General features: G+C 69.7%; 24 protein-coding genes and 1 tRNA gene. 9 read left to right on the forward strand and 16 right to left on the reverse strand.

Annotated features, from left to right (window positions below; all coding sequences use genetic code 11):
- Window positions 1-88 precede the first annotated feature (88 nt).
- Window positions 89-2,782, reverse strand: coding sequence for a DNA polymerase I (gene polA / locus ABEA24_RS13295; protein WP_345431064.1), 2,694 nt, complete (start codon window positions 2,780-2,782; stop codon window positions 89-91).
- 53 nt (window positions 2,783-2,835) lie between these two features.
- Between polA and ABEA24_RS13300 the strand changes: the two genes are divergently transcribed.
- Both ABEA24_RS13300 and ABEA24_RS13305 read left to right on the forward strand, forming a co-directional pair.
- A complete protein-coding gene (locus tag ABEA24_RS13300) occupies window positions 2,836-3,252 on the forward strand; it encodes a PaaI family thioesterase (RefSeq protein WP_425551177.1) in 417 nt (138 codons plus the stop codon).
- Window positions 3,253-3,502: 250 nt separating this feature from the next.
- The gene (locus tag ABEA24_RS13305) at window positions 3,503-4,102 is read left to right on the forward strand and encodes a DUF4352 domain-containing protein (RefSeq protein ID WP_345431065.1); all 600 of its coding nucleotides are present in this window, start codon (window positions 3,503-3,505) and stop codon (window positions 4,100-4,102) included.
- Between the two features lie 60 nt (window positions 4,103-4,162).
- On the opposite strand, the gene ABEA24_RS13310 is transcribed toward ABEA24_RS13305, so the two are convergent.
- The 6 genes from ABEA24_RS13310 to ABEA24_RS13335 all read right to left on the reverse strand — a co-directional run bounded on the left by ABEA24_RS13310 (window position 4,163) and on the right by ABEA24_RS13335 (window position 9,989).
- The gene (locus tag ABEA24_RS13310; RefSeq protein ID WP_345431066.1) at window positions 4,163-4,894 is read right to left on the reverse strand and encodes an ABC transporter ATP-binding protein; all 732 of its coding nucleotides are present in this window, start codon (window positions 4,892-4,894) and stop codon (window positions 4,163-4,165) included.
- On the reverse strand, window positions 4,884-5,696 hold the full coding sequence (locus ABEA24_RS13315; RefSeq protein WP_345431067.1) for an ABC transporter ATP-binding protein: 813 nt from the start codon (window positions 5,694-5,696) through the stop codon (window positions 4,884-4,886). The genes ABEA24_RS13310 and ABEA24_RS13315 overlap by 11 nt, the downstream gene beginning before the upstream one ends.
- On the reverse strand, window positions 5,693-6,880 hold the full coding sequence (locus tag ABEA24_RS13320) for a branched-chain amino acid ABC transporter permease (RefSeq protein ID WP_345431068.1): 1,188 nt from the start codon (window positions 6,878-6,880) through the stop codon (window positions 5,693-5,695). The genes ABEA24_RS13315 and ABEA24_RS13320 overlap by 4 nt, the downstream gene beginning before the upstream one ends.
- Window positions 6,877-7,842 carry a branched-chain amino acid ABC transporter permease gene (locus ABEA24_RS13325; protein ID WP_345431069.1) on the reverse strand — a complete coding sequence of 322 codons (966 nt, stop codon included), beginning with the start codon at window positions 7,840-7,842 and terminating at the stop codon, window positions 6,877-6,879. Before ABEA24_RS13325 ends, ABEA24_RS13320 begins: the two co-directional genes overlap by 4 nt.
- Before the next feature lie 89 nt (window positions 7,843-7,931).
- Window positions 7,932-9,071 carry a branched-chain amino acid ABC transporter substrate-binding protein gene (locus ABEA24_RS13330; RefSeq protein WP_345431440.1) on the reverse strand — a complete coding sequence of 380 codons (1,140 nt, stop codon included), beginning with the start codon at window positions 9,069-9,071 and terminating at the stop codon, window positions 7,932-7,934.
- 300 nt (window positions 9,072-9,371) lie between these two features.
- Window positions 9,372-9,989: an ANTAR domain-containing response regulator gene (locus ABEA24_RS13335; protein WP_345431070.1), complete on the reverse strand. Its 618-nt coding sequence runs from the start codon at window positions 9,987-9,989 to the stop codon at window positions 9,372-9,374.
- 89 nt (window positions 9,990-10,078) lie between these two features.
- On the opposite strand from ABEA24_RS13335, the gene ABEA24_RS13340 reads away from it, so the two are divergent.
- Window positions 10,079-10,151 (forward strand) — tRNA-Leu (locus ABEA24_RS13340).
- A 63-nt stretch (window positions 10,152-10,214) separates the two neighbouring features.
- Complete coding sequence (locus ABEA24_RS13345) at window positions 10,215-10,991, forward strand: transcriptional regulator (protein ID WP_345431071.1); 777 nt, start codon at window positions 10,215-10,217, stop codon at window positions 10,989-10,991.
- On the opposite strand, the gene ABEA24_RS13350 is transcribed toward ABEA24_RS13345, so the two are convergent.
- The 4 genes from ABEA24_RS13350 to ABEA24_RS13365 all read right to left on the reverse strand — a co-directional run bounded on the left by ABEA24_RS13350 (window position 10,992) and on the right by ABEA24_RS13365 (window position 14,901).
- Window positions 10,992-11,183, reverse strand: a complete 192-nt coding sequence (locus tag ABEA24_RS13350) for a hypothetical protein (RefSeq protein WP_345431072.1) — start codon at window positions 11,181-11,183, stop codon at window positions 10,992-10,994.
- A gap of 81 nt (window positions 11,184-11,264) precedes the next feature.
- On the reverse strand, window positions 11,265-12,467 hold the full coding sequence (locus ABEA24_RS13355) for a hypothetical protein (RefSeq protein WP_345431073.1): 1,203 nt from the start codon (window positions 12,465-12,467) through the stop codon (window positions 11,265-11,267).
- A 181-nt stretch (window positions 12,468-12,648) separates the two neighbouring features.
- Entirely contained in the window at window positions 12,649-14,085 is a 1,437-nt protein-coding gene (pyk, locus tag ABEA24_RS13360) for a pyruvate kinase (RefSeq protein ID WP_345431074.1), read from the reverse strand.
- Window positions 14,086-14,346: 261 nt separating this feature from the next.
- Window positions 14,347-14,901 carry a type 1 glutamine amidotransferase domain-containing protein gene (locus ABEA24_RS13365; RefSeq protein WP_345431075.1) on the reverse strand — a complete coding sequence of 185 codons (555 nt, stop codon included), beginning with the start codon at window positions 14,899-14,901 and terminating at the stop codon, window positions 14,347-14,349.
- A 350-nt stretch (window positions 14,902-15,251) separates the two neighbouring features.
- Between ABEA24_RS13365 and ABEA24_RS13370 the strand changes: the two genes are divergently transcribed.
- Together ABEA24_RS13370 and ABEA24_RS13375 are read left to right on the forward strand one after the other, a co-directional pair.
- Window positions 15,252-16,682, forward strand: coding sequence for an alkaline phosphatase family protein (locus tag ABEA24_RS13370; RefSeq protein WP_345431076.1), 1,431 nt, complete (start codon window positions 15,252-15,254; stop codon window positions 16,680-16,682).
- Between the two features lie 27 nt (window positions 16,683-16,709).
- Window positions 16,710-17,831, forward strand: a complete 1,122-nt coding sequence (locus ABEA24_RS13375; protein WP_345431077.1) for a YncE family protein — start codon at window positions 16,710-16,712, stop codon at window positions 17,829-17,831.
- 159 nt (window positions 17,832-17,990) lie between these two features.
- On the opposite strand, the gene ABEA24_RS13380 is transcribed toward ABEA24_RS13375, so the two are convergent.
- From ABEA24_RS13380 to ABEA24_RS13395, 4 genes are all read right to left on the reverse strand, one after another.
- Window positions 17,991-18,566, reverse strand: coding sequence for a YceI family protein (locus ABEA24_RS13380; protein ID WP_345431078.1), 576 nt, complete (start codon window positions 18,564-18,566; stop codon window positions 17,991-17,993).
- Window positions 18,567-18,720: 154 nt separating this feature from the next.
- Window positions 18,721-19,176, reverse strand: coding sequence for a VOC family protein (locus tag ABEA24_RS13385; protein WP_345431079.1), 456 nt, complete (start codon window positions 19,174-19,176; stop codon window positions 18,721-18,723).
- A gap of 75 nt (window positions 19,177-19,251) precedes the next feature.
- Window positions 19,252-19,692: a helix-turn-helix transcriptional regulator gene (locus ABEA24_RS13390; protein ID WP_345431080.1), complete on the reverse strand. Its 441-nt coding sequence runs from the start codon at window positions 19,690-19,692 to the stop codon at window positions 19,252-19,254.
- A gap of 61 nt (window positions 19,693-19,753) precedes the next feature.
- Window positions 19,754-22,570, reverse strand: coding sequence for a tetratricopeptide repeat protein (locus tag ABEA24_RS13395; RefSeq protein WP_345431081.1), 2,817 nt, complete (start codon window positions 22,568-22,570; stop codon window positions 19,754-19,756).
- A gap of 161 nt (window positions 22,571-22,731) precedes the next feature.
- Here ABEA24_RS13395 and ABEA24_RS13400 point away from each other — a divergent pair, with 161 nt between their 5' ends.
- Complete coding sequence (locus ABEA24_RS13400) at window positions 22,732-23,100, forward strand: DUF427 domain-containing protein (protein ID WP_345431082.1); 369 nt, start codon at window positions 22,732-22,734, stop codon at window positions 23,098-23,100.
- 12 nt (window positions 23,101-23,112) lie between these two features.
- On the opposite strand, the gene ABEA24_RS13405 is transcribed toward ABEA24_RS13400, so the two are convergent.
- Window positions 23,113-23,859, reverse strand: a complete 747-nt coding sequence (locus tag ABEA24_RS13405; protein ID WP_345431083.1) for a phosphotransferase — start codon at window positions 23,857-23,859, stop codon at window positions 23,113-23,115.
- Window positions 23,860-24,026: 167 nt separating this feature from the next.
- On the opposite strand from ABEA24_RS13405, the gene ABEA24_RS13410 reads away from it, so the two are divergent.
- Both ABEA24_RS13410 and ABEA24_RS13415 read left to right on the forward strand, forming a co-directional pair.
- The gene (locus tag ABEA24_RS13410; RefSeq protein WP_345431084.1) at window positions 24,027-24,509 is read left to right on the forward strand and encodes an SRPBCC domain-containing protein; all 483 of its coding nucleotides are present in this window, start codon (window positions 24,027-24,029) and stop codon (window positions 24,507-24,509) included.
- Window positions 24,510-24,521: 12 nt separating this feature from the next.
- Window positions 24,522-25,391, forward strand: a complete 870-nt coding sequence (locus ABEA24_RS13415; protein WP_345431085.1) for a Gfo/Idh/MocA family protein — start codon at window positions 24,522-24,524, stop codon at window positions 25,389-25,391.
- Window positions 25,392-25,431 lie beyond the last annotated feature (40 nt).

Below are 25,431 nucleotides of genomic sequence, written 5' to 3' on the forward strand. Positions count from 1 at the left end.
GCACGGGGCTTGTACAGGTCTGTCCCGCCCCAGCCGTATACGGCCGATGCCGAGCCGTACACGGGGCTCGTACAGGGTCTGTCCGGCCCTAGTGGCCGGCGTCCTGCCAGGTGCGGCCGGTGCCCATGGAGACGTCGAGGGGCACGCGCAGGTCGTACGCGCCGCTCATCTGCTCGCGCACGAGGGACTGCAGCGCGTCCAGCTCGCCGGGCGCCACCTCGAAGATCAGCTCGTCGTGGACCTGCAGCAGCATCCGCGACCGCAGCCCGGCCGCGCGCATCGCCCGGTCGACGTTCAGCATCGCGACCTTGATGATGTCGGCCGCCGACCCCTGGATGGGCGCGTTCAGCGCCATCCGCTCGGCCATCTCCCGCCGCTGCCGGTTGTCCGACGTCAGGTCCGGCAGGTAGCGCCGCCGCCCCATGATCGTCTCGGTGTAGCCGTCCTGGCGGGCCTTGACCACGATGTCCCGCAGGTAGTCGCGGACCCCGCCGAACTGCTCGAAGTACTCCGCCATGAGCGCCCGCGCCTCGTCGGGCGTGATCCGCAGCTGCTGCGACAGCCCGAACGCCGACAGGCCGTACGCCAGGCCGTAGTTCATCGCCTTGATCCGCGACCGCAGCTCGCCGTCGATCTGCTCGGGCGGCAGGCCGAACACCCGCGACGCCGTGATCGTGTGGAAGTCCGCGCCGGACCCGAACGCGTCGATCAGCGCGGCGTCCTCCGAAAGGTGCGCCATGATCCGCAGCTCGATCTGGCTGTAGTCGGCGGTGAACAGGCAGTCGTAGCCCTCCCCGACCATGAAGCCCTCGCGGATCTGCCGGCCCTCGGCCGTGCGGATCGGGATGTTCTGCAGGTTGGGATCGGACGACGACAGCCGGCCGGTGGCCGCGACCATCTGCCCGAACGTCGTGTGGATGCGCCCGTCCTCGTCGGCCATCGGGATCAGCGAGTCGACCATGCTCTTGAGCTTCGAGACCTCACGGTGCCGCAGCAGGTGCTCCAGCACCGGATGGGCGGTCTGCTCGAACAGGCTCGTCAGCGCGTCGGAGTCGGTGGTGTAGCCGGTCTTGGTGCGGCGCGTCTTCGGCAGCTGCAGCTCGTCGAACAGCACCTGCTGGATCTGCTTGGGCGACCCGAGGTTGAACTCGTGCCCGATCGCCTCCCAGGCGGCCTCCTCCATCGCCTTGACCTCGGCGCCGAACGTCGCCGACAGCTTGGCCAGATAGTCGATGTCCAGGGCGATGCCGACCCGCTCCAGGCCCGCCAGGACCTCCACGAGCGGCAGCTCCACCTCCTGCAGCAGCCGGGTCGCGCCCCGCCGCTCCAGGTCCGCGTCGAGCGCCTCGGCGAGATCGACGACCGCCCGCGCCCGCACGACCAGGTCGAAGGCGGCCTCCTGCTCGCCGGAGCCGTCGATGGTCAGCTGGCCGCCGTCGTCGGCCTCCTTGCGCAGCTCGCGGTGCAGATAGCGCAGGACCAGGTCGCCCAGGTCGAAGGAACGCTGCCCGGGCAGCGCGAGGTAGGCGGCCAGGGCCGTGTCGCTGGTCACGCCGTCGAGCCGCAGGCCGCGCGCGGCGAACGCCAGCATCGGGCCCTTGGCGTCGTGGACGGCCTTCGCCCGCTTCGGGTCGGCCAGCCACGCGGCGAGCGCCCGCTCGTCGTCCTCCGGCAGCTCCACCGGGTCGATGAACGCGCCCGCGTCGGCCTGGGTGGCCAGCGCGATGCCGGTGATGTCGCCGGTGCCCCGCCCCCACGTGCCGGTGACAGCGACCCCGACCCGGCCCTCGCCGCCGGCGTGCTCGTCCAGCCACGCGGCGACCTCGCCCGGCCCCAGCCGGGCCATCTCGACCTCGAAGCCCTCCTCGGCCTCCGGCTCGACCGCCGACAGCGTCGCGTACAGCCGCTCCCGCAGCACCCGGAACTGCAGCGTGTCGAACAGGGTGTGGATCTCGTCGCGGTCCCACTGGCCGATCGTCAGCTCCGCCGGCGCGGAGTCCAGGGGCACGTCGCGGATCAGCTCGTTGACCTGGTAGTTGCGCATCACGTCGCCGAGGTGCTCGCGCAGGCTGGCGCCGGCCTTGCCGGTGATCTCCTCGACGTGCGCGATCACCCCGTCGAGCCCGTCGTACTTGGTGATCCACTTCGCGGCGGTCTTCGGGCCCACGCCCGGCACACCCGGCAGGTTGTCGCTGGTCTCCCCCACCAGGGCGGTCAGCATCCGGTGCCGCTCCGGCGGCACGCCGTACTTCTCCTCGACCGCCTCGGGCGTCATCCGGGCCAGGTCGGACACGCCCTTGCGCGGGTACAGCACCGTGCAGTGCGGGCCGACGAGCTGGAAGGCGTCGCGGTCACCGCTGACGATCGAGACGTCCATGCCCTGCCCGACGGCCTGCGTGGCGAGCGTGGCGATCAGGTCGTCGGCCTCGTAACCCGCGACGGACAGCCGCGGGATGCGCAGCGCGTCGAGCACCTCGAAGATCAGGCTGATCTGGCTGCGGAAGTCGTCCGGCGTCTCCCGCCGGTTCGCCTTGTACTCGACGTAGGTCTCGTGCCGGAACGTCGGCTCGGACCGGTCGAAGCACACCACGACATGGGTGGGCTCCTCGTCGCGCAGCACGTTGATCAACATCGACGTGAAGCCGTACACCGCGTTGGTCGGCTGGCCCGTCGTGGTCGAGAAGTTCTCGATGGGCAGCGCGAAGAACGCCCGGTAGGCCAGGGAATGCCCGTCCAGGAGCAGCAGGCGCGCGTTTTCAGAGGTCGCTTCCGTCGTCACCACGCCAGCAGCCTAGTCTTCCGCTACGACAGTTCCATGCACGTGATGGAGGTTTCATGAGCAGCGCCGACGGCGGCCCCGTGAACGATCTCGGCATCGACCCGCGCGGGGACCTCGCCACGGCGATGGGCGTCGAGCTCCTCGAGGCGAGCCCCGAGCGCGTCGTGGCCCGCATGCCCGTCAAGGGCAACACCCAGCCGTACGGCGTCCTGCACGGCGGCGCCTCCTGCGTGCTGGCCGAGTCCACCGGCTCCGTCGGCGCCGCCCTGCACGCCGGGCCCGGCCGCATCGCCCTCGGCATCGAGATCAACGCGACCCATCACCGCTCCGCCACCAGCGGACACGTCACCGCGGTCGCCACCCGCCTGCACGGCGGACGCACGCTGGCCAGCTACGAGATCGTCATCAGCGACGACCAGGACCGCCGCGTCTGCACCGCCAGACTCACCTGCGCCATCCGCGACCAGACATAGATTTCTCACATCTTTTGCACCAGTCACTCCAGTCTCGCTACCGTTGGAGGGCAAGAGCCCGGAGCGCTGAGTAGAAAACGTACGACCCGGTACCCGTGCAGGGCCGGGGAAGGCCTGCACGGGCCGCCAGTCGTACGGCACCAAAGGCGCTCCGGGCTCATCGTCGTTCACGTCTCGATTCGGCCACAGGCGTTCTACGCGTCGGCCACAAGGTCTTTCGCGCGGCCGCCGCCGCTTCTACCGTCGCGCTGTGCGCCCATTCGCGATCACACCCGGCGGCATCACCGGCCGGCACCGGCGCGGGGCCCGGATCCCCGCCCTGCTCGCCGCGCTGGCCCTGGCCGCCGCGGCCTGCGGCCATCCCGCCCGCGACTACCACATCCCGCCACAGGCGCTTCCCGAGCACGAGAAGGCCCTCAGCGGCAAGACCGCCCCCATCGGCGAGGTCACCTACACCGCCATCGGACTGCGCTCCAAGATCCCGGAGGTCATCGGCTCACACGCCAGTTGGATCCCCCACGGCCAGTTCGTCCGCGTCCGCCTCCTCATGGTCAACCACGGCCGCGAACGCCACGACTTCAACCCCGGCCGCCAGCTCCTCATCACCGCCGACGGCGCCACCCACGCTCCCAGCATCGACGCCATGCAGGTCTCGCGCGCGCCCGTCGGCGTGCAGACCATCGCCTCCCAGGAGATGCGCGCCTTCGACCTGTGGTTCGACGTGCCCGCCAACGCCCGCGTCAAAGCCCTGCGCGTCTTCGGCGACCCCTCCTCGTCCCGGCTCGGCGACCAGCTCAAGGGCGCCGCCGTCGCCGGCGCCAAGAACCCCGTCGACATCCCCCTGACATGACAAGGGGGTGGCGGCCCGCACCGCACCGCGAGCCACCACCCCCGACGTCGTACCGCCTGCTCAGCCCTCCGGAGGGGCGACCGCCTCCGCGCCGCCGCCCAGGTACGCCGCGCGCACCTGCGGGTCGTTCAGCAGCGCGCTCGCCTCCGCCGACCTGACCACCTTGCCGGTCTCCAGGACGTACGCGCGGTGCGCGACCTGCAGCGCCTGCTGGGCGTTCTGCTCCACCAGCAGGACCGTCGTGCCCCGCCGGTTGATCTCCGTGATGATCTCGAAGATCTGCTGGATCAGCTTCGGCGCCAGACCCATCGACGGCTCGTCCAGCAGCAGCACCCTCGGCTTGGTCATCAGCGCCCGGCCGATGGCCAGCATCTGCTGCTCACCACCGGACATCGTGCCGCCCGCCTGGTTCTTGCGCTCGGCGAGCCGCGGGAACAGGTCGTAGACCTCCTGGAGGTCCTTCTCCACCTCGTCCTTGCGCGCGAACGCGCCCATGTAGAGGTTCTCGACGACCGTCATGCCGGGGAAGATGCCACGGCCCTCGGGCGACTGCCCGATGCCCATCAGCACCCGCTTGTGCCCCGGCACCTTGCTGATGTCCTTGCCTTCGAACAGGATCTGACCGCTCGACAGCGGACGCAGCCCCGAGATCGTCTTCAGCGTCGTCGTCTTGCCGGCGCCGTTCGCGCCGATCAGCGTGACGACCTCGCCCTCGTCGACCTCCACGGACACGCCCTTGAGCGCCGCGATCTTGCCGTAGTGGACGTGGATGTCCTTGATCTCAAGAAGCATCGGCGGGGACCCCCAGATACGCCTCGATGACCCGCTGGTTGCTCTGGATCTCGGCGGGCAGACCCTCAGCGATCTTCTGACCGAAGTCCAGCACGGCGATCCGGTCGCTGATGCCCATGATCAGGCTCATGTCGTGCTCGATCAGCAGCACCGTGCGCCCGGTGTCCCGGATCTTCCGGATCAGCCCCTGCAGCTGCTCCTTCTCCGTCGGGTTCATCCCGGCGGCCGGCTCGTCCAGCAGCAGCAGCTTCGGATCCGTCGCCAGCGCACGCGCGATCTCCAGCCGCCGCTGGTCGCCGTACGGGAGGTTCTTCGCCGTCTCCTCCATCCGGTGGGAGATCCCGACGAACTCCATCAGCTCGCGGGCCTTCTCCCGGCCCTCGCGCTCCTCACGGCGGTGCCACGGCAGGCCCAGCGCCGCGCTGGCCAGCCCGGCCCGGTGATGGGCGTCGGTCCCGACGAGCACGTTCTCCATCGCCGACATGTTGTGGAACAGCCGGACGTTCTGGAACGTACGCGCCACGCCGCGCTTCGTGACCTGGTACCGCTTCTTGCCGTCGATCCGGCCACCCGCGAAGAGCACCTGGCCCTCGGTCGGCCGGTACACGCCGGTGACCACGTTGAACACCGTGGTCTTGCCCGCGCCGTTCGGGCCGATCAGCGCGAAGATCTCACCCTCATTGATCGTCAGGTTGAGATCGTTGATCGCGACGACGCCGCCGAAGCGCATCGTGATGCCGCGAAGCTCCAGCGCCGGCGTACCGACCCTCTTCTCCGCCGGCACGGCTGCCGTCTCGCTCATTCGGCCCCCTCACCCGCTCCGACGGTCACCGGACCGCCGACCTCGGCACCCATGCTGCCCATACCGCCCTCACCCTCGGCGAGCTCCGCCTTACGGCGCCGCGACGGCAACAGACCCTCCGGCCGGAAGATCATCAGGGCGACCAGCACCGCGCCGAACACCAGCACGCGGTACTCCTGGATGCCCCGGATCCGCTCCGGGATCCACGCGACCAGGAACGCTCCCAGAATGACGCCGGGCAGGTTGCCCGAACCACCGAGGACCACCGCCGCCAGGATCGTCGCCGACAGGATGAACGGGAAGTTCGTCGGGATGATCGACACCGCCTGCGACGCGTACACCACGCCGCTCGCGCCGCCGATCGCCGCGCCGATCGCGAACGCCGCCAGCTTGAACTTGAACGTCGGCACGCCCATCAGCTCGGCCGCGTCCTCGTCCTCCCGGATCGACGCCCACGCCCGGCCCACCCGGCTGTTCTCCAGCCGCTTGGCGAAGATGATCACCAGGACGATCAGGAGCAGCATCAGGTAGTAGTACGGCTTGCCGTCCAGCGCGCCGTACTTGAACGGCTGCACCCCGCCGATCCCGATCGCGTCGAACAGCCCGTTGTCCGGGATCGTCCACTCGGTCAGCGTCGGCGGATGCGGAATCCCACCGATGCCGTTCGGGCCGCCGATGTAGTTCGTGTTGTTCGCCGTGATCCGGACGATCTCCCCGAACCCGAGCGTCACGATCGCCAGGTAGTCACCGCGCAGCCGCAGCGTCGGGGCGCCCAGGAGGATGCCCGACAACGCCGACAGCAGCACGCCGACGACCAGGATCTCCCAGAAGCTCCAGCCGGCCTTCGTCCCGAACATGGCCATCGCGTAGCCACCGATCGCGAAGAACGCCACGTAGCCCAGGTCGAGCAGGCCCGCCTGGCCCACCACCACGTTCAGGCCGATCGCCAGCAGGATGTACCCGCCGATCGGGAAGAACAGCAGCGTCGGCCAGTCCGTGTACGGCGACATGAAACTGCCGATGCCGTCCGCCGGCAGGATGATCGCCAGCACGATCAACAGCAGGTAGACCACCCAGCGCGCCCAGCGCGGAGCGGACGCCCACCGGTCATGGAGCGAATCGGAGAAAGACGAGTACCCGTCCCGCGCACGGGCGAGCGGGTTTCGGTTGGTCGAATCGTTCATGCGCGCGCCTGCTGGAGAGACTCACCGAGAATGCCGGTGGGACGGAACATGAGGACAAGCACCAGAACGCTGAACGCCACGACGTTCTGCCATTCGGAGCCGAAGACCGCGGCACCGTACATCTCGATCAGGCCGAGGACGATACCGCCGACCAGCGCACCGCGGAGATTGCCGATACCGCCCAGCACCGCGGCCGTGAACGCCTTGATGCCCAGCAGGAAGCCGACGTCGAATCGCGTCTCCTCGAACCGCAGCATGTACAGCGCAGCCGCGACACCCGCCATCGCGCCGCCGAGCGCGAACGTCGCCGTCACGATCCGGTCGATGTTGACGCCCATCAGCACCGCCGTCTCCGGATCCTGCGCCGTGGCGCGGATCCCGCGGCCGAGCTTCGTCCGGTTCACGAACATGTCCAGCGCGATCATCATGAGCACCGCGCCGACGATCACGATGAGCTTGTCGTTCGGCAGCTCGAACCCGCCGATGTGGACCACGTCGCTCTTGTGCGCGAAGTGTCCCTGAACCGGCAGCGCGCCCTTCTCCTTCGGCAGGTTGAACGCCTTCGGGATCACCAGCCGCGCGAACAGCTGCTGCAGGAACAGCGATGCGCCGATCGCCGAGATCAGTGCCGCGAGCCGCGACGCCCCGCGCCGCCGCAACGGCCGGTACGCCACGTACTCCAGGAGGACCGCGCTGCCGCCCGACGCGACACCGCCCGCCACCGCGAGCGCCAGGACCAGACCCACCAGGGCGAAGCCGCCCACATTGGCCGGCATGCCGAACAGGTGCAGGGTGCCCAGGACCGCGAACGTCCCGACCATGAAGATCTCGGAGTGCGCGAAGTTGATCAGGCGCAGAACGCCGTAGACCATCGTGTAGCCGAGCGCCACCAGCGCGTAGATCGCGCCGAGTGACAGGCCGTCAATGGTGTACGGCCAGAATTGACTGAAGAGATTGTTCAATGTGGTCGCCTTTGCCGCAGGGGCGGGAGCGCACGTGTCGCTCCCGCCCCTGCGCTTATGTATCTCGAGGCCGCCGTATGGCAGGCGGACTACTTGACCGTCGCGTTCTTCGCGTTGCCCAGCAGCGGCAGCTGGTCGCCCTTGACCTGGTAGACGTAGACGTCCGTCGCGGTCGGCTCACCGGTGCTGCTGAACTTGATCTCCTTCGACACACCCGGCACGTCGATCTTCGACAGGTAGTCGTTGATCTTCTCCGGCGTCGTGTTGCCGGCCTTGATCGCCGAGATGTACGCGGTGGCCGCGTCGTAGCCCTCCGCCGAGTAGATCGCCGGGTCCGCGTTGAACTTGGCCTTGTAGTCCGTGGCGAACTTCTTGCTGGCCGCGCTCGCCGTACCACTCGGGTCGATCAGGCACGGGCAGCCGATGACCGAACCGTCGGCGTTCGTGCCGCCGGCGCCCTGCGCCAGACCCTTGTCCAGCGAACCGTCACCGGACAGGAAGCGCGCCTTCACGCCACCCTCGCGCAGCTGCTTGATCAGCTTGCCGCCCTGGGCGTAGTAGCCACCGAAGAAGATCGCGTCCGGGTTGAACGCCTTCACCTTGTTGACCGTCGCGCCGTAGTCCGAACCCTGGACGTCGATCGAGTCACCGGAGGTCTGCGCGCCGGCCTTCTCCACCGTGGACTTCACGGTCGCGGCGAGCGGCTTACCGTACTCGGAGGCGTCGTCGATGATGAAGACCTTCTTGGCCTTCAGCGAGCTGGCGATGAACTCGCCGATCCCCGAGCCCTGCACGTTGTCGTTGCCGATGACGCGGTGCCAGAACTTCCACCCGTGCGTCGCCAGCGCCGCGTTGGTCGCCGAGGACGAGATGTTCGGGACCTTGCCCTCTTCCAGCACCGGGTCGGCCTGGGCCGACTCACCGGAGAACGTCGGGCCGATCAGACCGGCGATCTTGTCCTTGGTGATGGCCTGCTTGGCCAGCGGCACGGCCTGCTCGCCCTTGCCCTGGCTGTCGTAGGTCTTGAGGGTGATCTTGACCTTCGGGTTCGTGGCGTTGTACTGGTCGATGGCCAGCTGAGCGCCCTGCTTGGGCGGAATCACGAGACCGGAGTTCTCACCGGTCAGGTCGCCCATGAATCCGATCGTGACGCTGTCCCCACCGCCACTCTTGGATTTGCCACCACACGCGGACGCGCCGAGCGCGAGTGTCGCGCTCGCCGCCACCACGCCGACGACCGTAAAAAATCTGCTCCGCAAGGTAGCTTTCCTTCCGTCCGAATCGGCCTGGATCAGGCACGTCTATGCACCCAGGTCGTGGACTCGGTGCGGGCGATAATGCACGTTTCCTGGGGGCTCGGTGGGTAGTACACCGAGCGTTGGCCTGCGAGCAGTAGACCTCCAGCTAGGGTGTTACTGCTTCGTTACTGGTCCGTGCCCTAAAAGGCCGGTTTCCGTTACGGACGACTACGCTGCGTAGCGGCCCAGGTCACCGCATTTCCGGCGAGTTAACGGACATGCGACGCTCCACTATTCGGTCACCCGATCCGAGCTCTCCCCCGCGCTCCCGCTCCCCGCGATGACCGCCTCCGCCACCGCCCGCATCGTCAGCCGACGGTCCATCGAGGTCTTCTGGATCCAGCGGAACGCCTCCGGCTCGGACCACCCGTGCGCGCTCTGCAGCAGGCCCTTGGCCCGATCGACCAGCTTCCGGGTCTCCAGCCGGTCCTCCAGGGAGCTCACCTCTGCCTCGAGGCTCTTGATCTCCTGGAACCGGCTCACCGCCATCTCGATGGCGGGCACCAGGTCCGCCTTCGTGAACGGCTTCACGAGGTAGGCCATGGCTCCGGCCTCGCGCGCCCTCTCGACCAGCTCCCGTTGGGAGAACGCCGTCAGGATGACCACCGGCGCGATCCGCCCGGCGGCGATCCGCTCCGCCGCCGAGATCCCGTCCAGCACGGGCATCTTCACGTCGAGGATCGTCAGATCCGGTACGAGCTCCGTGGTGAGGCGCACGGCCGTCTCCCCGTCCCCGGCCTCACCGACGACGTCGTAGCCGTCTTCTTCCAGCATCTCCTTGAGGTCGAGCCTGATCAGGGCCTCATCTTCAGCGATCACAACACGACGCGCGCTCTCGGTCACGCGCACGAGCGTACCCGGACCCGCTACCCTGGTACCCGACCCGGGTGGCACTACCGGGCACCAAATTGGACATATAACTAGATGTCAGGAAATAGGCCCCGATATCCCAATGGCAGAGGAAATGGTCTCAAACACCATCTAGTGTGGGTTCGAATCCCACTCGGGGCACTTTGTGAACCGTCGTCCGTAGCGGACGGCGGTTTTGTCGTACCGCGCTGCAACACTGAGCGCATGTACGACGTCGCTGCGCGTAATCGCGCTTTAAAACTCCTCACCCAGGGACTGACCGTCGCCGAGGTCAGCCGACGCACACAGATCTCCCGGTGGGCCATCCGGGACTGGCAGCTGCGAGCCGATCAGGGGATGCCCGTCGCCCCGGTTCGTTCCTGCCCTCGCTGCGACAGCGATGCGGCGTCCCTCGCGCCCGGGGATAAATACGTCTACCTTCTCGGCCTCTACCTCGGCGATGGCTGTATCAGCCCGGTCGGCGATCCTTCCAAGCGCATCTGGTCCATGCGCATCTTCTGCGCCGACAAGTACCCGGGGCTGCAGACCGAGTGCGCAGATGCCATCCGCGCGATCCGTCCCGACAACAAGGTCCGCTTCCTCCCGCTGGGAGGATGCACGGAGATAAACAGTCACTCGAAGCACTGGCCGTGCATGTTCCCTCAGCACGGTCCTGGCAAGAAGCACACGCGGAAGATCGCCCTCGAGGACTGGCAACAGCAGCTGGTGGAGCGGTACACAAAGCCGTTCGTACGTGGATTGATCCACTCCGATGGAAGCCGCTCGACCAACCGAGTGCGGCATGCGGCCAAGGCCGGCGATCGCTGGTACGAGTACCCCCGCTACTTCTTCACGAACGAATCGACCGATATCGCTCAGCTGTTCACGGACGCGCTCGACAGACTCGGCATCGCCTGGAAGCGGTCCAATCGCAACAACATCTCCATCGCCCGCCGGGAGGCGGTGGCGCGGTTGGATGAGTTCGTGGGGCCGAAGTACTGATCAGCCGGCGGCGTGGCGGATGAAGAACTCCTTCTCGGCGTCCGGTGCGTCGAGGATCGAGCCGGGGACGGCCGGGTCGCGGTGTTCGGCCTTGAGGTCCTCGGGGTCGGGGCGTTCCGGGAGGTCACGCCAGCGGGCGGAGCGCTCGGGCTGCGCGTCGTCCTGCGACGGGGTGTCGCGTTCTTCGCTCATGTTCCCAGCATGCCGCGTGCCGGGCCCCGGGCAAAGGCCGGTGTCCGACGGGCATGGTCGCCGCCGACGAGTTGGCGTCGATCAGTTGTAGTAGTGCGGGTCTTCGCTGAAGCCGTAGTGGACGGTGTCCGGTCCGAGGGAGAGCCAGGACAGCGCGGGGCGGCCCGGCGGCAGGGGTGTGCTCTTCAGCGGTGGGATCGAGAACGCCGACCAGTCGATTCGAGGGGCCGCGTCGGGGGCGGTCCGTAGGTACGGGATGAGGTCGATGTCGCCGCGATCGTGGCCCGCGTCGTACACCGACAGGGTGAGGCACTCTGGCGGTTGATCGTCGTGGGGCGCGTCGCCGTGGAAGGGGTCGCCGCGCAGCCTGCGGAACGTGCCTTCGCAGGCCCAGCGTAGTTCGGCCGGCTCGGCGGTCATCACCCGGTTGAACGCGTTGGTGCCGTAGTTGTCGACCATCTGTCCGAATTCAAGGACGTACCAGCCGTACCGGCCTTCGGGCGGGAATCCCTCTGCGGGATCGTCGGAACGCCGGGACGGCGTGGAGCCCGACTTCGTCCATTCGGGGCGCAGCGTCGTAAATCGGCGCAGCCACTTGGCGGCCTCCGCCGATCCGCTCCAGCGCAGCGCGTCGGCCAGTTCCATGGCGGGCAGCGCGTCGGAGGGGTCCAGTTCTGCGGCGCGGCGGGCCGTTATGAGGAGGCGGTCCAGGAGGGCGCGACCGGTGGTGTCGGATTCCGGCAGCGGTGGCTCGTGTCGTTGGTTCTCGTCGAGGTGGTGTGCCCATGCGCCTTTGTGCACGGCGACCAGGTCGGCGGCGGCCGCCTCGTCGGCGGGGTCGGTGTCGAGGAGGTGTTCCAGCAGGCGGACGGCCTCGTCGTGGCGGCGGGTGATCGCCGCCTGCCAGATGTCGTCGGGGTCGTTCTCGTCGGTGTCGATCTCGTCCACCCATACGGTGCCCCAGGGGTCCTGCCGGCGCATCGTCTTGAGCTGCCGGTCGAGGAGAGAGGCGAGGAGCAGCGCCGCCGTACGGTCGTCGGGGTCGAGGTCGAGTGCGCGCCGGAGCCATGGTTCGGCGACGGAGACGTAGTCTTCGCCGGGTGTGTCCGTGGGCAGCCAGCAGTCTGCGTCCAGGCACAGCAGCCGCCCCAGGGTCACGGCCGCGGTCGCGTGGCCGTGCTCGGCCGCCGCGCGCAGCCTCTCTTTCGCCGCGTCGTACAGGCCTTGGTCGAGGAGCGCGGCGCCCTGGTCGTACTCCGCCTGTGCGTCGGTCCCCTGTGACATGTCCCGGCAGCCTACCGATCGGCCGGGGCCGATCCGCCCGTAATGATCATTTACGCAGTGCGTGGTGCGGGGCCGGAAGCCGTGTCAGCCGCCCCGGGGGCCTGGGTACGGTCGCGGCGCCCGGTCGGTGCGGGTCATCGCTCCCCTGGGAACGATGGCCCGCACTCGGCCGGGTCCGGTGTCAGGACGCCGGGTGGGTGGCGATGGCGTCGCCGATGCGGTGGACGCGCAGGGCGTTGGTGGAGCCGGGGGTGCCGGGGGGCGAGCCGGCGACGATGACGACGCGGTCGCCCTTCTGGAGGCGGCCGGCGTCGAGGACGGCGGCTTCGACCTGGCGGACCATCTCGTCGGTATGGAAGACCTCGGGGACGATGAAGGTCTCGACGCCCCAGACGAGGGCCAGCTGGCTGCGGGTCTCGGGGCGGGCGGTGAAGGCCAGGAGGGGGATCGGCGAGCGGTAGCGGGACAGGCGTCGCGCGGTCTCGCCGCTCATGGTGAAGGCGACCAGGGCCTTGGCTCCGACGGTGGCGCCGACCTCGGCGGCGGCGCGGGCGATGGCGCCACCGATGGTCTCGGGGACACGGTCGAGGCGGTGGGTGGCGCGGAGGGTGTGCTCCTCGGCGGCGACGACGATGCGGCCCATGGTCTGGACGGACTCGATGGGGTAGTCGCCGACGCTGGTCTCGCCGGAGAGCATGACGGCGTCGGCGCCTTCGAAGACGGCGTTGGCGACGTCGGAGGTCTCGGCGCGGGTGGGGCGGGGCGCGCTGATCATCGATTCGAGCATCTGGGTGGCGACGATGACCGGGCGGGCCTTCTCGCGGGTGAGCTCGATGGCGCGTTTCTGGACGATGGGGACCTGTTCGAGGGGCAGTTCGACGCCCAGGTCGCCGCGGGCGACCATGATGCCGTCGAAGGCTTCGACGATCTCTTCGAGATGGTCGACGGCCTGCGGCTTCTCGACCTTGGCGAGGAGGGGGACGGTGCGTCCTTCCTCCTCCATGATGCGGCGGGCGGTCTCGGCGTCGGCGGGGCTGCGCACGAAGGACAGGGCGACCATGTCGACGCCGAGGCGGAGGGCGAAGCGGAGGTCGTCCTCGTCCTTCTCGGTGAGGGCGGGGACGCTGACGGCGACGCCGGGGAGGTTGAGGCCCTTGTGGTCGGAGACCATGCCGCCGACGAGGACGCGGGTGCGGACGCGGGGGCCGTCGACGGCGGTGACGTTGAGGACGACGCGGCCGTCGTCGATGAGGATGGTGTCGCCGGGGGCGACGTCACCGGGGAGTCCGCCGTAGGTGGTGGAGACCTCGCTGCGGTCGCCGGGCACGTCCTCGGTGGTGACGGTGAATTCGTCGCCGAGGGTGAGGCGGACGGGTCCGTCGGCGAAGCGGCCGAGCCGGATCTTGGGGCCCTGGAGGTCGGCGAGGATGCCGACGCCGTGTCCGGTGGCGTTGGAGGCCTCCCGGAGATACCCGTAGACCTCTTCGTGCTGCTCCTGCGTGCCGTGGCTCATGTTGAGCCGGGCGACGTCGATCCCGGCCTCTACGAGGGCGTGGATGCGTTCCTTGCTGGAACAGGCGGGACCTATCGTGCTGACGATCTTTGCTCGGCGACTCACGCTACAACCCTAGGTAGTTACTGGGCAGTACGCGCATTCGTGCAGGTCGGCGTTGCCCAGTGTTCACGTATTGGTCTAGACCGAAGGGTCCCATAGTGGTCCCTTCCGCCATGAAGGAGCGTATGACGCGATACGCCGGACGGCAGCCGGATCGGGAAGTCGGGCCCATCTGGCGCGGGAGGTGCGGGTTCTGTCCGGGCGGCCGCTCGGCGCGCTGCGCCGACCGCGCCCGCGCCGTGCCGGGCGTGTCCGCGTGTCGCCTCAGGCGGCGAAGGTCTCGACGAGTTCCTGGCAGAAGGCCTTCAGGTCGTCGGGTTTGCGGCTGGTGACCAGCGTGTTGGAGCCGGCGGTGCAGCGCGTCACCTCCTGGTCGACCCAGGTGCCGCCCGCGTTGCGGATGTCGGTCTGCAGGCTGGGCCAGGAGGTGAGGGTGCGGCCTCGTACGACGTCGGCCTCGACGAGGGTCCACGGTGCGTGGCAGATGGCCGCGACGGGCTTGGCCTGGTCGAAGAAGCCCTTGGCGAAGGCGACGGCCTTCGGCCGCATGCGCAGGAAGTCGGGGTTGGCGACGCCGCCGGGCAGGACGAGCGCGTCGAAGTCGCCGGCGGAGACGTCGTCGACGGTGGTGTCGACGGGGAAGGTGTCGGCCTTCTCGAGGTGATCGCGGGCCTGGACCCGGCCGCCCTCGGTGGAGACGAGGCGCGGCGTGCCGCCCGCCTGCTCGACCGCCTTCCAGGGTTCGGTGAGCTCGACCTGTTCGATCCCGTCAGGTGCGACGAGGAAGGCGATGGTCTTGCCTTGCAGGTTGGTGCTCATGGGTCGGTACCTCTCCGGGTGGTGCTTTCCGGCCGTGCCTGAGGAGCCCTGCCCGTGAGCGGGGCCGGTATTCACGTTCGGCTGTGACGTTCCGCACGGGTCGCTCGTGGCGGCCAGGGGTGCGGGTCGGCCCGCCGGGACCGGGATGATCACGGCTAATCACGGATGGCCGCAATAGGTCTTTTCTGGCCTGATACGGCCATGACTCTCGGTGTTGTCGTTTGTCGGGGTTAACGTTTCCGTCGCATGATCATCGACAGCCATTAGTCCGTTCACGTTGCGCCCGACCCCCGCTTATGGGCATTTTCTAGTTGTCCTTTCTGGTCCTCGGTTCGACGGGAGCGTGTCAGATGCCCGAACTCACCCGCCGCCGCCTGTTCAGTTCGGCGGGAGCGATGGCCGCGGCGGCGTTCGCCGCGGAGTTTCTACCACCGAATGTGAGGCGGGCGATGGCGGAGGCGCCGCCGCCGGGAAAGGGTCGGCTGGCGGACATCAAGCATGTGGTCATCCTGATGCAGGAGAACCGCTCATTCGACCATTATTTCGGGACTCTTCCGGGAGTGCGCGGTTTCTCGGATCCGGCGGCGATCACGCTGAGCACCGGCCGGTCGGTGTTCTACCAGCCGGACGCCCTCAACCCGGCGGGCTACCTGCTGCCGTTCCACCTGGACACGCGGACGACGAACGCGCAGGCGATCCCGTCCACGAGCCACGCCTGGAAGGTGCAGCACCAGGCGTGGAACAACGGGAAGATGGACAACTGGCTTCCGGCCCACCGGGCGGCCGACGGGGAGAACGGCCCGTACGTGATGGGGCATTACACCCGCTCGGACATTCCTTTCCATTTCGCCCTGGCCGAGTCGTTCACGATCTGCGACAACTATTTCTGCTCGGTGATGGGGCCGACGTGGCCGAACCGGCTGTACCTGATGAGCGGCTCCGTCGACCCGGGCGGGACGCTGGGCGGCCCGGTCATCAGCAACAAGGATCCCGCCCCGTACCATTGGAAGACGTATCCGGAGGCGCTCACCGAAGCGGGCATCGAATGGAGGGTCTACCAGGAGGTCGACAATTACGGCTGCAACGTCCTCGAGTACTTCGATGCGTTTCAGAACGCCACGCCCGATTCGCCGTTGTTCCGCAATGGGCTGCGCACCTACGAGGCGGGCCGGTTCGAATACGACGCGGCCCATGACCGGCTCCCGACGGTCTCGTGGATCATCCCGACGAGCTACCAGTCGGAGCACCCGGACTACACCCCGGCGGCCGGCGCCGACTACGTGGCCAGCAAGATCGACGCGATCGCGTCCAACCCCGAGGTGTGGCGCAAGACGCTGTTCATCCTCAACTACGACGAGAACGACGGGCTGTTCGACCACGTCCCTCCCCCGGTGCCTCCGGCGGGGACGCCGGACGAGTTCGTCCTGGGCCTGCCGATCGGGGGCGGCTTCCGCGTGCCGTGCCTCCTCGTCTCGCCCTGGACGCAGGGCGGCTGGGTGGCCCGCGAGCCGTTCGACCACACGTCGACGCTCCGCCTGCTGGAGCGCCTGACCGGGGTCCGGGTGCCGAACCTCAGCGCGTGGCGGCGGCAGGCGTTCGGGGACATGACGTCGGCGCTGGGGGTGGCGGCCCAGGGCCGGCCGCCGCGCCTCCCCGGTACGAAGAACGGCCTGGCGCAGGCGGTGGAGGCGGTCGAGCGGTTGCCGGCACCGGAGTTCCCAGGAGCCGAGCAGACCCCGCCCCAGCAGGAGAGAGGTCCCCGGCCTCGGCCTCGCGGCTGAGCCCGGCGGACCGGAAGGAGTTTCACCGTGCCGAAGAACATCTCACGGCGGCGTCTTCTCCTGGCGGCGGGAGGCGTCGCGGGCCTGGTGGTCATCGCCGTGCCCGCCGGTTCCGCGCTCGGGCTGCCGGGTAAGGGCGCGCGGCCCCGGCCGGGCAACAGCGCTCCGGGCGGAGCGAAGTGGGATCCGCCGCGCGTGCAGTCGCAGGCCAGGCACGCGACCGGCCCGTACCTCGCGTACGTGGCGCTGGCCGGCGGGTACAACGTGTCGACCGTGGACGTGGCGGCCCACCGGATCGTGGCGAACAACATCGAGACCGACGCCGCGCAGGGTGTGGCGGCGACGCCGGACGGCACGAAGCTGTACGTCGCGGACACCGGTCAGTACGACGTGCTCGTCGTCGATCCGGCCAGTGGCTCGGAGCGGTCGGTGCACGTGGGCCCGTACCCCCGGGACGTGGCGGTCTCCCCGGACGGGACGAAGGTGTACGCGACGGTCACCGGCGGGGACACCGGGAAGGGCGGCGCGGACACCGTCGCGGTGATCGACACGCGGACCGACACCGTCCTGCGGAGCGTCCGGGTCGGGACCGCTCCCCGGCAGGTGGTGTTCGCGGCGAACGGCGCGCGGGCGTACGTGACGTACGACACCGGTGTGGCGGTGCTGGACGCCCGGAACGACCGGGTCGTCCGCAGAATCCGCGACACGGCGGGCCCGCAGGGGATCGCCGTGGACCCGGCGGGGCGGACGCTGTACGTGACGAATCCGCGAGCGGGCACGGTGTCGGTGCTCGACGCGGCGAGCGGCCGGGAGCGCGCCCGGATCCCGGCCGGGGACGAGCCGTGGGGCGTGGAGGTGACGCCGGACGGCGCCAAGGCCTACGTGAGCCGGATGAACGACAACCTCGTCGCGGTGGTCGACACGGCGACGCGGAAGGTGCGGCGCACGGTCGCGGTCGGGAAGCTGCCGTCCACGGTGGCGATCACGCCGGACGGCGCGGAGGCGTGGGTCGGCAACGTCTTCTCCGGCAGCGTCTCGGTGATCAGCACGGCGTCGGACGCGGTGATTGCGACGATCGCGGGCGGTACGGGCACGAAGCCGCTGGACGGGGCGCCGCTCGGCATCGCCTTCGCCAAGGCTCCGGGTTGAAGGCCGGCCGCGCCCCCGGTCCAGCGTGAGCGACCGGCCGAGGCGAGCCCGGGAACCGGCCGGCCGGTTCCGGTGGCCTCCGGCGCGCCCGGGACCTACCGGCCGCCGCGCGCCGCGTCGGCTCGAGCCGGGCGGCCCGGGCGGCCGGTGCGGGCCAGGTCAGCTCTCGGCGAGGACGGCCTGGATCTCCAGCCCGATCTCGATGTCGTCCCCGAGGACGAGGCGGTCGCCCTGCAGCGGGACGTTGAACTGGATGCCGAAGTCCGATCGCAGGATCCGCGTGGAGGCGGTGAACCCGGCCCGCAGGCCGCCCCAGGGGTCGACGCCGGTGCCGTGGAACTCGGTGATCAGGTTGACCGGGCGGGTGACGCCGCGGATGGTCAGGTCGCCGTCGACGCCGTAGCGGGGGTGGCGGGCGCGGCGGCCGGTCCTGGCGGGGGCGACGCCGGTGGCGGTGAACGTCATGGCGGGGTGGTTCGCCACGTCCATGATCTCGGAGGAACGGATGTGGGCGTCACGTTCGGCGTTGCGGGTGTCGATGGACTCGATGGCGATCTCGGCGGTCGCGGTGGAGAGGAAGGGGTCGTCGGCGATCTCGATGCTCCCGCCGAACTCGGCGAAACTCCCCCGCACCGTCGTCATGAGGTGCCGGACGCTGAAGGTGATCTCCGAATGCGCCGGGTCGATGGTCCAGATCCCGGCGGTCAGGCCGGGATCGGCGGCCGTCTCGATCATCTCACTCCCCCGGAATCTGCCTCGCCGAACTACGCACGAGCGCCCAAGGTAGTCGAAAGAGGCACAAATGGCACATCGTGGCAGGTGAGACGGAACCGGACGGCCGGGCACGGCCGCCGTTCCCGGTGAGCGGTCACGGCGGCCGTACGACCCCTCAGTCCCGGCTGACCGATCCCCAGTCGGCGCTCTCGTCGAGGGTCTCGAACGGCTGGGTGAGGCTGTACCAGTTGCCCGAGTCGTCGCGGAAGATGGCCTCGATGCCGTACGGGCGCCGCTGCGGCTCGTGGACGAACTCGACGCCCTTCGCGGCGAGGGCCCGGTGTTCGGCCACGCAGTCGTCGGTGGTGAACGCTCCGGCGCCGAGGACGCCCTTCGCGATGAGCGCCTTGAGCTGTTCGGCGGACTCCGCGTCGAGCGACGGCGGGCCGGGGATCATGAGGGTGAGGTCCAGCTCCGGCTGGTCCTTCGCCCCCACCGTGACCCAGCGCATGCCGCCCTCGCCGAGGGTCATGTCGTTGCGCAACTCCAGGCCGAGCTTGTCGGTGAAGAACTCCTTGGCCGAGTCCTGGTCGAGAACCCATATCGTGGCCAGCCCAAGTCCGGTGATCATGGCTTCGCTCCTTCGCGTGAGGTGATGAGACTCACCGTAGGGAACGGCTCTGAACTGCGGATTCTCGAATGTTGCTCAGTCGGTGCGGAAGCCGCCGGCCCACAGCAGGACGAAGCAGCCCGGGATCGGCGCGGGGGCGGACCGGTGCGCGTGCGCCCGGAACTCGCTCGGCGTCATGCCGACCTGCCGCCGGAAACGGGTGCAGAAGGTCCCGAGGCTGGTGAAGCCGACGAGCATGCAGATCTCGGTGACGGTCAGGTTGGCCGAGCGCAACAGGTCCTGCGCGCGCTCGATCCGGCGCCGGGTGAGGTACAGGCCCGGCGTCTCGCCGTACGCGTCCCGGAACCGCCGTACGAAGTGGTAACGGGAGTAGCCGGCGTGCGCGGCCACCGCGTCCAGGTTGAGCGGTTCGGACCAGTCGCGGTCCATGAGATCCTTCGCCAGCCGCAGCCGCCGCAGCACGGCCAGATCCGGGGTCTTCGCCGTACCGCGCGCCCGCTCCGCCGTGGTGACCATGGTCGCGATTCTCCCACGTCGCCCTGGGGCGCGCCCGGGCGGGAACGGCCTGCGAGGCCGATCACCGTAGCCGGCGCAGCCGGTCCAGTGCGCCTCGCCATCCGTTCCGTGCGCCGCGCCGACGCGCTTCCCGCTGGACCCGGCTGAGATGCGTCAGGCTCCTCTGCTCGGCGTCCCGGTCGCCGATCTCGCCGAAGATCGCGGCGGCCTGGGTGTACGCGTCGGCCGCCTCGTCGAGCCGGTCTTCTTCGTCCAGCAGGTTGCCGCGGTTGTGCAGCGCGCCGGCCACGAGGAACGGAGTACCGGCTTCTCGGTAGAGCGCGGCGGCGCGGGTGGTGACATCGATCGCCTCATCGGATCTCTCCGCCTGCCGCAGGGCGCCACTGAGATTGATCAGCGCGGCCCCTTCGCCGTGCCGGTCGCCGATCTCGTTGAAGACCAGGGCCGCCTTCGTATAGGAGTCGATCGCCTTTCCGACTTCGCCGCCGTCACCCAGCGCGTCACCGAGGTTGTGCAGTGCGCCGCCTTCGCCGTGCCGGTCACGGGTCTCCCGGTAGAGGGCGACCGCGTGGGTGAGAACGTCGACCGCTTCCTCGAACCGGCCTTCGACCCGTAGCGCCCGGCCGAGGTTGTTGCACGCTATGGCTTCGCCGTGCCGGTCACCGGTCTCCCGGTAGAGGGCGATGGCGCGGGTGTGGGCGTCGATCGCCTCATCGAGCCGGTCCGCGCCTTTGAGAGCGGAACCGAGGTTGTCCCAGGCGATGCCCTCGCGGTAACGGTCACCGGTCTCTCGATAGCCGGTGACGGCCCGGGTGAGAGCCTCGATCGCCTCATCGAACCGGTCGATGTCCTTCAGCAGGGACCCTAGATTGCTCAATACGCCGGCTTCGCCGTGCTGGTCGCCCGCGTCCTGATAAATGGCGCCGGCCCGGAAATAAGCCTTGATCGCCTCCCGGAATCGGCGTTCGCGTGCCAGGACGGAACCGAGATTGTTCAGCGCGAGCCCAGCGTTGTACTGGTCACCGATCTCCCGGAAGATGGTGACGGCCCGGGTGAGGGCGTCGATCGCCTCATCGAACCGGCGTACGCTCGCCAGGGCGGATCCGAGGTTGGCCGATGCCATGCCCGCGCCACGCCGGTCACCGCTTTCCTGGAAGAGGGTGATGGCGCGGCCGTGGGCATCGATCGCCTCCTCGAACCGGCGTACCCCCTGGTACGCGCCGCCGAGAGCGGTCAGCGCGTGACCTTCGCCGCGTCGGTCCTCGGTCTGCCGGCGAATGGCCAACGCGTGGGTGAAGGCGTCGATCGCCTCCGGGAACCTGCGCGCCGCCTCCAGAACGTTGCCGAGATTGTGCAACGTGGCGGCCTCGCCCTTCTGGTCACCGAGCCGCCGTGCGGCGGTGAGGGCCAGTTCGCCGGTCGCGATCGCGTCGTCGAGGTGGCGGCGCCGGGCCAGGTACGGAGCCAGCGACCTGGCCAGCACGATGGCCGCGCGCGGATGTGCAGTGGTGGCCCGCGCCACCGCGGCGACGAGGTTGGGTCTTTCGGCGTCCAACCAGGCCAGCGCGTCCTCCCGGTCGGTGAAACGCCCTGAAGGTGGATCACGGGGCAGCGCCTGAAAATCGTCGGCGGCGGCGTCGGCCATCGTCGAATAGTGGTCCAGGAGACGGCTTCGGGCCTGGTCGAGCCGATCGGCGTCCTGGCGTTCCGCGAGTTCGGCCGCGTACACCGCGATCAGGTCGTGTCTTCGCCAGCGCCCGGACCCTGCCGGTGACTCGGCCACCAGACCCGCCCGGGCCAGTGCGGCCAGCAGGGGGCGTGCATCAGCGGCAGGGCATGCGGCGAGCGCGGCGACGGCATCGGTGGCGATGTCGGGACCGAGGTTGAGCGACAGCAGCCGGAAGATCAGCTGCTGAGCGGGGTTCAAACGCCGATAGGACAACTCGAACGCGGCGCGCACCGCCGTCGACCGGCCGCCCGCCTCCTCGTGGTGCAGCCGGTCCAGCCGGGTACGCTCATCGGCCAGGTCGGCGGCCAGCGAGGCGATGGGCAGGCCGGGATCGTCGACCAGGATCGCCGCGGCGATCCGCAAGGCCAGTGGCAGGCGGCCGCAACGCTCGACCACCTGGTCCAGTGCGGCGGACTGGTCGGCCGGCCGGGTGTCGCCGGCGCGGGCGAGGGTCAGGATTCCGCCGATCATCCCGGCGGCGGGGCCGGGCCGTAGCTCGTCGAGCGACACCAGACGGGCCGGCAGGGATCCCAGGGCGTCCCGTGAGGTGACCAGCAACCGGTGCACGTCCTGCGCGGGGATCAACGGCCGTACCTGCTCGGCCGAGGCCACGTCGTCGGCGACCACCAGTACGGGAGCGTCCTGGTCGGCTCGCCGGGCCAGCTCCGACTGGTACAGCCCGGCCCGCTCTTCATAGCCGGGCGGCAGATCCTCGTCCCGGACGCCCAGCGCCCTCAGCAGGACGTCCATCGCCTGGGCGGCGGTGACGGGGCCTGCCGGGTCGTACCCGCGCAGTGCCACGAAGACCGCCCCGCCGGCGAACCAACCGCGCCCGACCGCCTGGTGCGCCGCGTCCAGCACGAGAGCGGTCTTCCCGACTCCGCCCAGCCCGTGCACCGCCGACACCACGACCGCCCTGGTCTCCGGTCGGCGAGGGGCGAGCAGTTCCAGCAGGCCGGCGGTCTCGTCGGTACGGCCGACCAGGTGCGCCGACGCGGCCGGCAGGGTCATCGGCACGCGCGGCGCCGAGCCGTCACCGTGGTGATGGTGGACGTGCTGGTCACGGCCGACCAAGGTCACCCGGCCGTGCCCGGATGCCTTACCCCTCTGGGACACCCGGCCGCTCTGCGACGGCTCGTGTTCGGCCATGGCGGGCTCCTACGCGGGCTCGGGCGCGACGCCACCGACGTTAACCACCTCGACCGAGGGCACACCATAGGAGTGGCGGTCATTTCCGCCGAACCCGGCCGGAGCAGGCCCAGGCGTGGGCCGTCATCGAAATCTCCGACCGGAGATGTAAGGATCGTGGCATGAACACCAAGGGACATGACATCGAGGTCACGCCCGGCTCGGATCAGGTGGTGGTACGGATCAAGGACACGGTCGTCGCGACCTCATCGCGGCCGGTCGTCCTCACCGAGACCGGCTGCCCCGCGCGGTACTACCTGTCGCCGGAGGACGTGAAAACGGATCTGCTCCGGCCGTCGACGACGACGTCGCACTGCCCGTTCAAGGGTGACGCCCGCTACTGGTCGGTCGAGACCGGTGACGGTGTCGCCGAGGACGTCGTGTGGTCCTACCCGGAGCCGTTCCCGAGGGTCGAGGAGATCACGGGACTGCTCGCCTTCTGGACCGAGAAACCGGGCGTCACCCTCGAGGTGAACGGACAGCCCGCCTAGGGGATGTGAACCTCAGGGGCCGAGGTCCCAGAGCAGGCGGTAGTAGCGGGCGCGGTCGGGATCGGGCCGGACACCGTACGCGTCGAGGAGCAGGCCGTCCCATCCGGGGCCGTAATTCCACTCGGTGCTCCACGCGGCGACGGCGAGATCGGCCCAGCGGTCGGCGACGCCGAGGCCGCCGAGGTCGACGTGGCCCGACCAGCGGCCGTCGTCGCTCAGCAGGGTGTTCGGCGCGCAGCTGTCGCCGTGGCATACGACGGTCCGGTCCGGCGGCGGAATGTCCGCGAGCAGGTCCAACGCGCCGTCGACGCCGAGAGGCCGGTGACTCGGATCCCACCGGGTCGCGTCGATGCGGCCTTGCGCGGCCCGCCGGCGGGCGTCGGCGAGCCGGTCCTCGGCCGTCCAGGAGAATGGACAGTCCGCGACGGGCAGCGCCTCGTGCAGGGCGCGCAGGCCCTCGCCGATGGCCGTCACCGCCGTCCGCGGCTCGGCCGTCCACGTGTCGGCGACGGCGCTCTGGCCGGGCAGTGGGGCCGTGACGAGCCAGGACCCTTCGTCGTCGGCGCCCTGATCGAGCAGCCGTGGCACGGCGGCGAAGGCCACCGCCCATGACAGGCGCGCCGCTTCGGCGGCCAGATCGAGTCCGCTGGCCGCGGGCGCCCACTTCACAAAGAACCGGTCGGGAGCAGCGCCGACCTCGAAGGTCAATCCGCCGAGTTCGTTCTCCCAGACCGCACGCACCGGCCGGCCCGCCGCCATTTCACCAACGGGGGCGGGAACTGTCACATCTGATCGCGGAGGTCCGGCAACCACGGGTCGATCCTGCCATGCCGGCCGGGGCTCCAGGGCGCGAGGCGTGGGAGTACGACCGGCGGGCCCGATTCGACCGCTGACGCGAACGCGTTCGCCGGGGTAGCTTCGGTCGCATGTATTCGACGCGGGTGTCTCAGCACATCGATGCCTCCCGGCCGGCGATCTATCGGGCGCTTCTCGACGCGAACGCGATCGCGAGCTGGCGGGTGCCCGCCGGTATGAGCGCTCACGTGCACGAGTTCGACGCCCGCGAAGATGGTGCGTTCCGTGTCTCGCTCACCTATGACGCACCGGATGCCGTCGGCAAGTCGGCGACGCACACCGACACGTACCACGGCCGCTTCCTGAAGCTCGTGCCGAACGAGCAGGTGGTCGAGGTGTTCGAGTTCGAGACCGACGACCCCGCGCTTCGCGGCACGATGACGATGACGACCACGCTCACCGAGGCGGACGGCGGCACCGACGTCCTCATCGTGCACGAGGGAATTCCCGATGTCGTGCCCGCCGCCGACAATGAGACGGGCACGCGCATGGCGCTGGCGAACCTTGCCCGGATCGTCGAGGGGCCCGGTAAATCGTTCGACGGAACGCGCTAGGAAGGCGGAGGTATGCGCATCGGGCTTCTGGGCACCGGGCCGTGGGCGCTGCTGGCGTACGCGCCGGCTCTGCACGGCCACCCCGAGGTGGACTTCACCGGGATCTGGGGCCGGCGGCCCGAGGCGGCGGGCGCGCTCGCCGACCGCTTCGGCACCCGCCCGTACGCGGACGTGGACGCCCTGATCGCCGACAGCGACGCGATCGCGATCGCTCTCCCGCCGGCCGTCCAGGCGCCCCTAGCCGTACGCGCCGCGCGGGCCGGCCGCCACCTGCTGCTGGACAAGCCCCTGGCCGTCGACGTGGCCGCCGCCCGGGAGGTCGCGGACGCGGTGCGGGAGACGGATGTCGCCTCGGCGGTCTTCTTCACCTCCCGTTTCGCGGACGGGCCACGGGCGTGGATCGCCGAGCAGGCACGGAAGGGCGGCTGGTTCACCGCGCACGCCTCGTGGATCGGCGCGCTCGACGGCGGGCCGTTCGCGAACTCACCATGGCGGCACGAGAAGGGGGCACTGTGGGACGTCGGCCCGCACGCCCTGTCCGTGCTGCTTCCCGTTCTCGGCGACGTACGCGAGGTGGCGGCCGCCACGACCGGTCCGGGCGACACGGTGCACCTCGTCCTGCGGCATGACGCGGGCACGTCCAGCACCGTGACGCTCACCCTCACCGCACCGGGCCCCGCATCCGGCGCCGCGGTGGAGTTGCGCGGCGCCCACGGCGTCACCGCCATGCCCTCGAGCGAGGACACGCCGGTGTCCGCCCTGCGGCGGATGATCGACACCCTCATCGACTCCGCCCGCACCGGCCGCGCCCACGACTGCGACGCGGCCTTCGGCCTCCGCGTCACACAGATCCTCGACGAGGCCGCCCGCCGGCTCCCATGACGGCTCGGCTCAGGCGCCGGCAAGAGCGGCGGAGGGAGCC

It is taken from the genome of Actinoallomurus vinaceus (genome assembly GCF_039542055.1).
Taxonomy (GTDB): Bacteria; Actinomycetota; Actinomycetes; order Streptosporangiales; family Streptosporangiaceae; genus Actinoallomurus; species Actinoallomurus vinaceus.